Source organism: Nocardiopsis chromatogenes YIM 90109, from assembly GCF_000341185.1.
GTDB lineage: Bacteria > Actinomycetota > Actinomycetes > Streptosporangiales > Streptosporangiaceae > Nocardiopsis_A > Nocardiopsis_A chromatogenes.
The window spans coordinates 109,978-120,356 of sequence record NZ_ANBH01000059.1; the positions used below are offsets into that span (position 1 = coordinate 109,978).

Sequence of the window (10,379 nt, forward strand, 5' to 3'; positions counted from 1 at the left end):
GGGGCGGTTGGGGCCGGGGTGTGCCGGAGGGGCCGCGCGCTCTACGCCGCGATCCGGCACGACCGGCTGGNCCCGCCGGTGGTCTTCGGCCACTGGTCGGGGAACACATCTCCCATCGACGATCGGGGCCGACGCGCTCCTCGCCTTCCTCGCGGAGCAAGCAGAGTTCGGCGCCGTAGGAACCGCCTCCGAGGTAGGCGCGCGCCGCTGTGGGTCAGGGCGGCCGACGTCGCCTGGACGGATGCGTCGACATCCGGTTGCCCGCCTTGGCCTGCCCGGCCCGAGCACGCGGTTGGGACATCGCCGTGGACAGCGAGTACCTTCCGCACCTCGCCATCGACCACGCGGCCGCACGCCTCACGTCCGGGTGAACCACCGCCCCTCAGCGCAGGGGCGCCCGGATCAGCGGTCCAGTCCGTTCCGGTGCGCGTAGGCGGCGGCCTCGGTGCGGTTCCGCAGGCCGGTCTTGGCGAAGGCGTTGTTCACGTGCGTCTTCACCGTCGACTCCGCGATGAACAGGGTCCGGCCGATCTCGGCGTTGCTCAGGCCGCGGGCGATCAGGCCGATCACTTCGGCCTCACGCCGGGTGAGCCCGTCCGGCGGCTCCTGCGCGGGGTCCGGCTCCCCCGGCTCCTCCCGCCCGGCCATCGCCGCGGCGAGCCGACGCGACACCCCGGGCGCGAACGCCGACTGCCCCGCCGCGGCCGCCCGGACCGCCGCCTCGATGCCGTCCCGTCCGGTGTCCTTCGTCAGGTACCCGCACGCCCCCGCCCGCAGGGCCGCCGCGATGGAGTCGTCATCGTCGTAGGTGGTCAGCACCAGAACCGCGACACCGGGGTGATCCCTGCCGATCCGCTCGGTCGCCGCCACGCCGTCCACGCCCGGCATGCGCAGGTCCATCAGCACCACGTCCGGGTGCCGGTCCGCGGTGGCGCGCACGGCCTCTTCGCCGTCACCGGCGTCGCCCACCACGTCGATGCCGTCGACGAGCCCCAGGAGCGCCACCAGGCCCTCGCGCATGACCTGCTGGTCGTCGGCGACCACCACCCGGATCGGGCCGCTCACTCGGGCACCTCCGCCACCACCCGCCACACGTGCGGGCCATCACCGTCCGAACCGTCCCCCTCGGGACCGGCCCGTAGCGTACCGCCGACCGAGGCGAGCCGCTCGGCCATCCCGGCCAGGCCGAACCCCCCGCCGCCGCCCGCGGACCCCGGCCGCTCGGCGGGGCCGTTGCACACGGCCAGCCGGGCACCGGCGTCCGTGTAGTCGAGGACGACACGGGTCGGCGCCCCCGGAGCGTGCCGGGCCGCGTTGGTCAGCGCCTCGCGCGCCGTACCGCTGAGTGCGAGCTCCGCCGCAGGCCGCAGCGGACGCGGCGTCCCCGTGACGTCCACGTCGACACGCACGCCGTGCCCGCCCCGGTGGGCCGCGGCGATCGCCCCGATCGACTCGGGGAGCGACGCGGGCGGGTCGGCCCGCAGCGCCGCGATGACGGCGCGCGCCTCCCGCAGCCCTTCCGCCGCCATCGCCCTGGACCGGCGCACCCGCTCCACGGCGTCCTCCACGTCCTGCCCGTCCCGGCCACGCACCAGCAGCGACTCGGCGACGTCCAGCTGGACGCCGAGCGCGCCCAGCGAATGCGCGAGCACGTCGTGCAGGTCGCGGGCGATGCGGGCGCGCTCGTCCAGGGCCGCCGCGCGCTCGCGCTCCTGCTGGGCGGCCCGGGTCTGCTCCAGCAGCCGCTCCGTCTGCCGGGCCTGCAACCGGTACTGCCGCCGGCGCAGTCCGAACAGCAGCACGACGGTCTGCAGCGCCACGTGCAGCAGAAGCGGCTCGACACGCTGCTCGACCGGCCACATGCTCGCCAGCGTGACGGCGAGTTCGACCGCGAACACCGTCAGGACGCTCCGCACGGAGGGGCGCAGGTGCAGCGCGTACGTGCCCATGCCGACGAAGACCGGCACGGTCGCGGCGCTGCCCGCCGGTCCGGCCGCGGCCGCCGCCAGGACCGTGGACAGGGCGAGGCAGGCCATCGCGGTGCGCGGCACGGCCCTGTCGCCGACCGCGAACACCAGCCAACAGGTCAGACTCGCCCCCAGCGCGGCCCACACCCACACCGCCGCGTGCTCGGGCGCACCGGTGAGCAGCCCCCACAGGATGATCCCGGTCGCCCCGACCCGGATCACCTTGCCGGTCTCCGGGTCGTCGGAGACCCACAGGCCCACCGCGGCCCGCCGCAGCCGGCCGACGCCTTCCGTGGTCCGGATCGGCACCACCACCTCAGTTTCCGGTCATCCCCATGATCATCTGCATCATGAGCATGCGGTACGCGAGCAACCCCAGCACGACGAGGACACCGATCCCCGCGATCGCCAAAATGGTCTTCCCGTTCACCCTGCCTCCGTTTCGGTCGATGACCGCGCTGATCACGAAACGCACAAGCCCGGTCCGGCCCCCCGGCCGCCCCCGAAGGGCGCCGATGAGAAGCGGGAGCAGGCCGTCCGTCCGGCCATTCCGTTCGTCCATGGAGGCGATCCTGGCTCCACGGCCCCCGTCGACGGCACCGACGAAGGGTGGAGAGCACGGTGGAGACCGGGTGGAGGACGCCAGGGGGCTCCTGAGCGCCGAGGCGGGGCCGCCCGGAACCGGCGGCTTCACAAGGGCGGACCACCCGCGAGCCACGGGTGCACCTCTCGCTCGGCCCCCAACGTGGTGGCGCCCCCATGGCCGGGAAGGACCGGGGTGGAGTCCGGAAGACCCGCACAGTGGCGGGTCAGGGATTCCTGGAGCCGCCGCCGGTCCCCGCCCGGTCCGTCCGTCCGCCCGAGTTCGCCGCGGAGGAGGGTGTCACCGGTGAACAGGGCGGTCTCCCCCGTGCCCTTGTCGCGCACATGGACGAGCATCGAGCCCGGTGTGTGCCCGCCGGTGTGCAGTGCCTCGACGGCCAGCCTCCCGACGTGAAGAGTGTTCCGGTCGCCGTGGAGCTCCCGGAGGTCGGCGGGCTCGGCACGGGGGTGGCCGTCGAGAAGGTGCGCGGGGAAGTCGTCGGGGAGCCCGCGGGCCGGTGCGCCGACCATGAAGCGGTCGGCGGCATGCACGTACACGGAGACGCCGTAGTGCTCCGCGACCGGGACCGCATCCCAGGTGTGGTCCATGTGCCCGTGGGTGAGGACGACGGCCCCCGGGACCAGCCGGTGCCGCCCGATCAGGGCGGCCAGCCCCGCGAACGCCTCCTTTCCCGGGTCGATGAGGAGGCAGCCCGCCCCGGGCCCGGCCGCCACGGCATGGGTGTTGGTCGCGAATCCCCCCGCGGGGAAGCCGAGGATCAGCACGGCACCTCCTAGTAGCGGGTGCCGACCGGGGACGGCACCCCGTCCAGCAGCGCGAGGTGCTCCTCCGACAGCACGAGGTCGGCCGCGGCCGCGTTCTCCCGGAGGTAGCGGGGCCTCTTGGTCCCCGGGATGGCGACGATGTGCTCGCCCTGGGCCAGGACCCAGGCCAGGGACACCTGGGCGACGGTCGCGCCCGTGTCGGCGGCGACGTCCCGGACCCGGTCGACGATCGGCCGGTTCGCAGAGATCGCGTCGGGGTGGAAGCGCGGTGTGCGGTGGCGTCCGTCCACCTCGGGCAGGTCGGCCGAGGAGGAGATCCCTCCGGCCAGAAAACCGCGCCCCAGCGGGGAATAGGCGATGAACGCGATCCCCTCCCGGGCACAGCACTCCAGGACTCCGTCGGACAGCGGCTCCCTGCTCCACAGCGAGAGTTCGGACTGGACGGTGGAGACGGGGTGGAGGGCGTGGGCGGTGCGGATCTGCTCCGCGCTCGCCTCGGACAGCCCGAGGGCTCCGACCTTGCCCTCCTCGACCAGGGCGGCGAGGGCGCCCCAGCTCTCCTCCAGGGGCACGTCGGGATCGATCCGGTGCAGTTGGTAGAGGTCGATGCGGTCCACCCCGAGCCGCCGGAGACTGCCGTCGACGGCGGCGCGCAGATGCTCGGGCCGCCCGTCCCGGTGGCTGGCGAAGGTGGCGGGGTCGTCGACGACGAGGCCGCCCTTGGTCGCCAGGAAGGCGTGCTCGCGGACGCCGCGCAGGGCCCGCCCGACCAGTTCCTCATTGGTGAACGGCCCGTACTGGTCGGCGGTGTCGATCAGGTCGGCACCGAGTTCCAGCGCCTCGCGGATGACCCTGACCGACTCCCCCTCGTCCCGGCCGAGCGGGTCGTATCCCCATGACATGCCCATGCAGCCGAGTCCGATGGCCCCGACCCGCCGTCCCGCCCCGCCGATCCGCCGTGTCCGCACGGTGGTCCCCTCTCCGCTCGCTCTAATAACAGAGCTCTGTCATTTGCCAGAGTTCTGTATATCAGAGCCCGCGCCGGTCCACCACCAGGGCGGCGGACCGGGCGGCGGACCGGGATAATCGGTGCCGACGGGGCCCACGGGCTGGGGCCATGACCAGGGCCGAACACAGGGAGCGGTGGCGGACATGACGGGCGGCACCCCGGGCGAGGCGGATCCGGCCGGCGCGGTCGGCGCCGGGCGGCTCGGGCACACCATCAAACGGGCCGAACAGGCGCTGATCGCCCGCAAGACCCGGGCTCTCAGGGAGTTCGGCCTCACCGTCCCCCAGTACGCCGTGCTCCTGCTGCTCTCGACCTCCGAGGGGATGTCGGCGGCCCAGCTCGCACGCGCGTGCATGGTCACCCCGCAGACCATGGCCACGGTGCTGGCCAACCTGGCCCGGTCCGCACTGATCGAGCGGGTCCCCTCGACACTCCATCAGCGCGTCACGGTCAACCGGATCTCCGAATCCGGCCGCGAGCTCGTCACCCGGGCCGACCGGGCGGCGCTGGCCGTCGAGGGCGCCCTGGCCGCCGAGTTCGGCGACCATGAGCTGAGCGCGTTCGAGTCCTACCTGGAACGCGCCATCGCCGCGCTCGACACCGAGGAGTGAGCCCATCGGCCGGACAGCGGCCGACGACACCGCCGAAGACGCGGCCGCGCCGACCGGAACCCCGGACTACGAGTGGGGTCCGCCCGCTCTGAGCATGCGGGCCGACACCGCCCCCAGCGCCTCCCGGAACGCGCGCACCGGCGGGGCCTCCGCACCCTCGCGCCAGATGGCGGTGATGTCGCGTGCCAGCCCCGGTTCGGCCGGAACGAACCGCACCCCCGGCGTCTCCGGGTACCTCCCCAGGTCAGGAACCAGGGCGACCGCCAGCCCCGCGCGCACCAGTGCCAGCTGAGTGGGCATCTCGGTGAGCGTGTGCGGGATGCGGGGGTCGAATCCGCACGCGCGCGCCACCTGCACCAGGCTCTCGTACGGCTCCGTCCCCGGCGCACAGCTCGCCCATGCCTCGTCGGCCAGCTCCTCCAGGCCCACGCGGTCCCGCCCCGCGAGCGGGTGGTCCTCCGCCAGCCCCACGCGGACCTCCTCGCGCACCAGGCGCTCGACGCCCGCCCCGGCGGGAAGCGCCAGCGGCCGCGGCGACCAACTCTCCACCACCAGCACGTCCAGGTCGCCGCGCATCAGCAGGGGGAGCAGCTCCACCGCCTCCCCGTCGCGCGACGACGGCTCCACCCGGGGGTGCAGCGCGAGCAGCGACGCCAGCGCGGCCGGGACGAGCGTGCGCAGCGCCGACCCGACACCGCCCACCCGCAGCGGCCCCAGCACCTCCTCCCCCAGGTCGTCCAGGTCGGCGCGGGCGCGCCGGAGCTGTTCGGCCACCCGTGCCGCGTGCCCGGCCAGCACCCGCCCGGCCTGGGTCAGCCGCACCGTCCGGCCGTCGGGTTCGAGGAGGGGGCGGCCCGCCTCCCGCTCCAGCTTGGCCAACTGCTGGGACACCCCCGACGGGGTCACGTGCAGGGCGCGCGCGGCCGCCGCCACCGAGCCGTGCTCGGCGACCGCGGCCAAGGCGCGGAGGCGATCGGTACTGAACACGACAGCAACGCTACCGAATCATGTCCACGAATCATCGCTTTTATTTCCGGCTCCGCGGCACCAGAGTGGGGGCATGCTCCTCCGCCGCATCGACCCGGTGCTGCTCGCCCTCGCCGGGGCGGCCTGCACCTCCCTGTCGGCCCCCTTCGTCAAGGCCTCGGGCGCCGACGCCGGGACCGCCGCCTTCCTGCGGTGCGCCCTCGCCCTGCCGCCCCTGGCCCTGCTCACCGCCGCCGAGCTGCGCCGTGTGGGCCCACGCCCCCGGCGGTTCGTGGGCACCGACGCGGCGGCCGGGCTGCTCCTCGGCGCCGACTTCGTCCTGTGGGCGGCGAGCATCGAAGCGCTCGGCGCGGGCGTGGCGACCGTCCTGCTGAACGTGCAGATCATCGTGTTCCCCCTGCTGGCCCGGGCGGCCTCGGGCGAGCGCACACCGCGCGGCTTCGGGTTCGCCGCCGCGGCGATGCTGGCCGGGCTCGCCCTCGCCTCGGGGGCGCTCGCCCCGTCCGGGGGCGCCGACGCCGCCCTCGGGGCCCTGTTCGGCGCGGGGGCGGGCACCGCCTACGCCGGGTACCTCTTCCTGTCCCGGCTCGGCGGGGGCCGGGGCCACACCGCGACGCCGGTCTGCACCTCCACGGCGGCCGCCGCCGTGTCCGCCGCCCCCGTCGGCGGACTGTGGACCGGGCTGAACCCCGGCGCACTCGACGGTCCGGGGTGGGCGTGGCTGACGGCGGTGGCGCTGCTCGGGCAGGTACTGACCTGGCTGCTGGTCGGTGCGGCGCTGCCGCGCCTGGCCCCCGGCGTCGGGGCGGCGGTGATGGTGCTGCCGCCGGTCATGGCGCTCGCGGTCGGCGCCGTCTTCCTCGGCGAGCGGCTGTCGCCGCTTCAGCTCGCGGGATGCGCCGTGGTGGTCGGGGCGGTCTGGGCCGTCGAACGTGCGGGGAGGCGGGGCGCGGCGTCGAAGGGGACACCGGGGACACCGCAGAGCCGGACGGAGGAGGAGCGGCCGGGACCGCCCGGGGAGGGGCCCGCGGAGGTCCGTCAGGAACCGTAGAGGGGCAGGGCGTCGGTACCGACCGGAGAGGGAAGCGGGGACGGCAGTTCGATCTCCTCCCCGTACACGCCGTGGACCCGGCCCCGGTACTCCCCGTCCTTGGGGCGGGTGAACAGGCTCCACCGGCCGGAACGGGGGTCGAGGACGAGAAGGGCCCCAACGCCCGATCGCGCGTACCAGTCGTTCTTCCCGCTGATGCTCCTGGACGTCTCCGACTGCGAGATCACCTCCACCGCCAGAGCAACGTCCCGGGGGTCGGCGAGCCAGGAATCGTCCTCGTCCCAATCGACGGGAAGGACCGTCAGATCGGGTGTGGCGTAATCGTCCTCGTCATCGGGGAGCGCGATCGACGAGACCTCATACGGAGCGAGGTCCGGCGGCAGAAGCGGCTCGATCTGAACCCGCAGACGTCGGATCGTCCCGGCATGTTTCCCTCGAGGCGTGGGCGACATGACGAGACTGCCTCCGATGATCTCAACCTGCAGGCCGGTGGACGCCTCGATACTTTCGGCGACCTCTCTCAGGTTGCCCGGACGCGGATGCAACGTGGGAAGCGCCATGGTCACCCACCTCCTCATCAGCGGTCAGTAACCAGCGTAGTCGCTGGGTCCGCGCAGCTCTGGCGGTCCGCCTCTGAGAATACAAAAGAGGGGATCCTCGCGGATCCCCTCTTCGGAAGGATGTCCGGCGGCAACCTACTCTCCCACCCCGCACCATGGAGGCAGTACCATCGGCGAATGGAGGCTTAACGACCGGGTTCGGAATGAGACCGGGTGTTTCCCTCCACCTATGACCGCCGAAACTCTAGACCGCCACCCCCGGAGGGGCGCGGAAGTCTCGAACGGGACCAGAGTAGCACCGCCCGCGCGCACCCGCCAACTCGGCGCCGGTGAACCCCCAGGTGGCCGGACCGGCGCCGATCCTGAGGTAGTGTCGGCGGGCAACGCATTCCCCCGCCGGACACCCCGGCCGGGACGGACACGACGCGTCGGAGGAGGTGAGCCCCGTACTCGCAGCACACGCCCGGGCGCTCCTCCCCGGTGAGCACGGCGGACGGCGACCGTCCCGCCCTGCCTAGGCGAGCGCCCACGCTCCCTGGAAGGTGTTCGTGTCCTCGACACTCCCCTCCCCCGTCGTCGCCGACGCCGTGCGACGGCTCCGCGCCGCCGGCTGCGTCTTCGCCGAAGACGAGGCCGACCTGCTGACCGAGGCCGCCTCGGACCCCGGTGACCTCTCCCGCCTCGTCGACCGCCGCTGTGACGGCATCCCCCTGGAGCACCTGCTCGGCTGGGCCGAGTTCGTCGGCCTGCGGGTCGCCGTCGGCCCCGGGGTGTTCGTCCCGCGCCCCCGTTCGATGTTCCTCGTGGAACGCGCCGCCGAGCACGCCCCCCGGTCGCACCCGCCGGTCGTCGTGGACCTGTGCTGCGGCGCCGGAGGCATCGGGGCCGCCCTGGCGTCACGGCTCCCCGGCGCCGAACTGCATGCGGCCGACTCCGACCCCGTCGCGGTCGCCTACGCACGCCGGAACACCTCCCCCTACGGGGGGCGGGCGTACACCGGCGACCTCTACTCCGCGCTCCCCGACGGCCTCCGGGGACGGGTGGACCTCCTCGTGGTCAACGCCCCGTACGTCCCGTCGTCGGAGATTCCCCTGCTGCCGCCGGAGGCCCGGCTGCACGAGCCCCTGCCCACGCTCGACGGCGGCCCCGACGGCGTCGACGTCCAGCGCCGCGTCGCCCATGGCGCGCCGCGCTGGCTCGCACCCGGAGGGCACCTGCTGATCGAGACCAGCGAGCGCCAGGCGGAGACGACGGCCGCCGCAGTCTCCGCCGCGGGGCTGGAGGCCACCGTGGAGTCCTGCGAGGAGTGGGACTGCACCGTCGTCGCGGGCTCCGCCCCCGACGATCCGCGAATCGTCACGTCGGCCGGGTAGAGCCGCCTTCGGCCATACGCCCCAAGACCGTCCGGAGCGGGCCGTCCGGTCCGCTCCGGACCCCGTCCTCGTCCACGGGAGGGTCCATGCCTCCCTGTGTCCGGACCGGGGTGTATCGGACCCGCCACCGGTCCCCGTCACTGCACGCAGAACTCGTTTCCCTCGGGGTCGGCCATCGTCACATGGGTCCCCTCGGGCTCCTCGACACGGGCGAGCACCGTCGCCCCGATGCCCTCCAGCCGCTTCACCTCGGCCTCGCGGCGCTCCGGTCCGACGGACAGGTCCATGTGCAGCCGGTTCTTCACCTGCTTGGACTCGGGCACCCGCATGAAGAGGATCCGGCGCTTGGGCGCCCCGCGCTCCGGCGGGTCCGCAGGGTGGCGGATCCCCTCTCCCTTACAGAAGACGCGCCGACCGTTCCTCACCTTGTAGTCGGGCTCGGTCACCAGGCCCTGCTCGATCAGGTTGCCGATGAACGCGTCGTGGTCCTCCACCACGTACCCCAGCGCCTCCGCCCAGAAGTCCGCCTGCGCGTGCGGGTCCGCGCTGTCCACCGTGAGCTGCCAGTTGATCGCCGTCGCGGCGTCCATGTCCGTCTCCCTCGGCCTGTATTCACGCGGGCGGTCCGGCCGCCCCCGGTGACACCAGTTATAGTGGTTACGTGAACGACGGCACAAGCCAGGACGCGACCGGCATCACCCTCACCCCCCGCGACGGGCACGCCTTCCGGTTCGACCCCGGGGCCCTCTGTCTGGACTTCATGTTGTCCGGCGGCCCAGGCCCCATCTCCCACTGGGAAGCCCTGTACTCGACGGACGACCTCCGCTCCTGGTTCTCTCGCACGCGCCTGGGCCTGGACCCGGACGGCATCCGTGCGGACGAGGCCGACGTCGAGGAGGCGCGGCGCATGCGCGACGCCCTGTGGCGACTGGTCCACGAACGCCTGGGACGCGGGGGCGCCGAGGCCGGGGATCTGGAAGTCGTCAATCGCGCAGCAGCCCGGCCGCCGCTCATTCCCCGCATGACCCCCCACGTCGAGGACACCTCAGAGCACACCGCGAGCGCCGAAGGCCGGGACGCGGTGCACGCGGCCTGGGCGACGCCCATCGAGGCCGCGCAGGTCACCTCGCATATCGCTCGAAACGCGATCGACCTGCTCACCGGCCCGTGGGCGGAGAGAATCAGGGAGTGCGAGGCTGGCGACTGCATGCTCGTGTTCGTCGACATGTCCCGGCCGGGGAAACGGCGCTGGTGCTCGATGCAGAGATGCGGAAACAGGAGCAAGGTGCGCGCCCTGCGCACCCGGAAGACCGCCGACGGCACCAGGTCCTGATCGGAGTGCGAGGGAGCTGGCGGCCATCTGGCGGCGCATCCCAGCCCTTGCCCTCGCAAAGAGCGACCAATTCACATGTTCACAAGTTCGGGCACGGAAAAAGGGCGGGCCCCCGACCAA

General features: G+C 73.5%; 12 protein-coding genes and 1 rRNA gene. 4 read left to right on the plus strand and 9 right to left on the minus strand.

Annotated elements, in window-relative coordinates:
* Nucleotides 1-402: 402 nt before the first annotated feature.
* The 5 genes from D476_RS0106170 to D476_RS0106190 form a co-directional block, all read right to left on the minus strand.
* Nucleotides 403-1,065, minus strand: coding sequence for a response regulator (locus tag D476_RS0106170; RefSeq protein WP_017623092.1), 663 nt, complete (start codon nt 1,063-1,065; stop codon nt 403-405).
* The gene (locus D476_RS32310; RefSeq protein WP_152529240.1) at nt 1,062-2,279 is read right to left on the minus strand and encodes a sensor histidine kinase; all 1,218 of its coding nucleotides are present in this window, start codon (nt 2,277-2,279) and stop codon (nt 1,062-1,064) included. The genes D476_RS0106170 and D476_RS32310 overlap by 4 nt, the downstream gene beginning before the upstream one ends.
* A 4-nt stretch (nt 2,280-2,283) precedes the next feature.
* The gene (locus tag D476_RS0106180) at nt 2,284-2,529 is read right to left on the minus strand and encodes a hypothetical protein (protein ID WP_017623094.1); all 246 of its coding nucleotides are present in this window, start codon (nt 2,527-2,529) and stop codon (nt 2,284-2,286) included.
* A 128-nt stretch (nt 2,530-2,657) separates the two neighbouring features.
* A complete protein-coding gene (locus D476_RS0106185) occupies nt 2,658-3,335 on the minus strand; it encodes an MBL fold metallo-hydrolase (protein WP_017623095.1) in 678 nt (225 codons plus the stop codon).
* An 8-nt stretch (nt 3,336-3,343) separates the two neighbouring features.
* Nucleotides 3,344-4,303, minus strand: a complete 960-nt coding sequence (locus D476_RS0106190; RefSeq protein WP_017623096.1) for an aldo/keto reductase — start codon at nt 4,301-4,303, stop codon at nt 3,344-3,346.
* A gap of 184 nt (nt 4,304-4,487) precedes the next feature.
* Between D476_RS0106190 and D476_RS0106195 the strand changes: the two genes are divergently transcribed.
* Nucleotides 4,488-4,955, plus strand: a complete 468-nt coding sequence (locus D476_RS0106195; RefSeq protein WP_017623097.1) for a MarR family winged helix-turn-helix transcriptional regulator — start codon at nt 4,488-4,490, stop codon at nt 4,953-4,955.
* A 66-nt stretch (nt 4,956-5,021) separates the two neighbouring features.
* Here D476_RS0106195 and D476_RS0106200 read toward each other — a convergent pair whose 3' ends face one another.
* Nucleotides 5,022-5,942, minus strand: a complete 921-nt coding sequence (locus D476_RS0106200; RefSeq protein ID WP_026123285.1) for a LysR family transcriptional regulator — start codon at nt 5,940-5,942, stop codon at nt 5,022-5,024.
* A 73-nt stretch (nt 5,943-6,015) separates the two neighbouring features.
* On the opposite strand from D476_RS0106200, the gene D476_RS32315 reads away from it, so the two are divergent.
* Nucleotides 6,016-6,993 (plus strand): DMT family transporter, encoded by a 978-nt coding sequence (locus D476_RS32315; RefSeq protein WP_017623099.1) that lies wholly within the window; start codon nt 6,016-6,018, stop codon nt 6,991-6,993.
* Here D476_RS32315 and D476_RS0106210 read toward each other — a convergent pair.
* The gene (locus D476_RS0106210) at nt 6,981-7,553 is read right to left on the minus strand and encodes a Uma2 family endonuclease (RefSeq protein ID WP_051061625.1); all 573 of its coding nucleotides are present in this window, start codon (nt 7,551-7,553) and stop codon (nt 6,981-6,983) included. The genes D476_RS32315 and D476_RS0106210 overlap by 13 nt on opposite strands.
* A gap of 122 nt (nt 7,554-7,675) precedes the next feature.
* Nucleotides 7,676-7,794 (minus strand): 5S ribosomal RNA (gene rrf / locus D476_RS0106215).
* A 301-nt stretch (nt 7,795-8,095) separates the two neighbouring features.
* Here rrf and D476_RS0106220 point away from each other — a divergent pair.
* The gene (locus tag D476_RS0106220; protein WP_017623101.1) at nt 8,096-8,926 is read left to right on the plus strand and encodes a putative protein N(5)-glutamine methyltransferase; all 831 of its coding nucleotides are present in this window, start codon (nt 8,096-8,098) and stop codon (nt 8,924-8,926) included.
* A gap of 137 nt (nt 8,927-9,063) precedes the next feature.
* Here D476_RS0106220 and D476_RS0106225 read toward each other — a convergent pair whose 3' ends face one another.
* Entirely contained in the window at nt 9,064-9,516 is a 453-nt protein-coding gene (locus D476_RS0106225) for a VOC family protein (protein ID WP_017623102.1), read from the minus strand.
* 71 nt (nt 9,517-9,587) lie between these two features.
* Between D476_RS0106225 and D476_RS0106230 the strand changes: the two genes are divergently transcribed.
* Nucleotides 9,588-10,259, plus strand: coding sequence for a CGNR zinc finger domain-containing protein (locus tag D476_RS0106230; protein ID WP_017623103.1), 672 nt, complete (start codon nt 9,588-9,590; stop codon nt 10,257-10,259).
* The last annotated feature ends 120 nt before the right edge of the window (nt 10,260-10,379 follow it).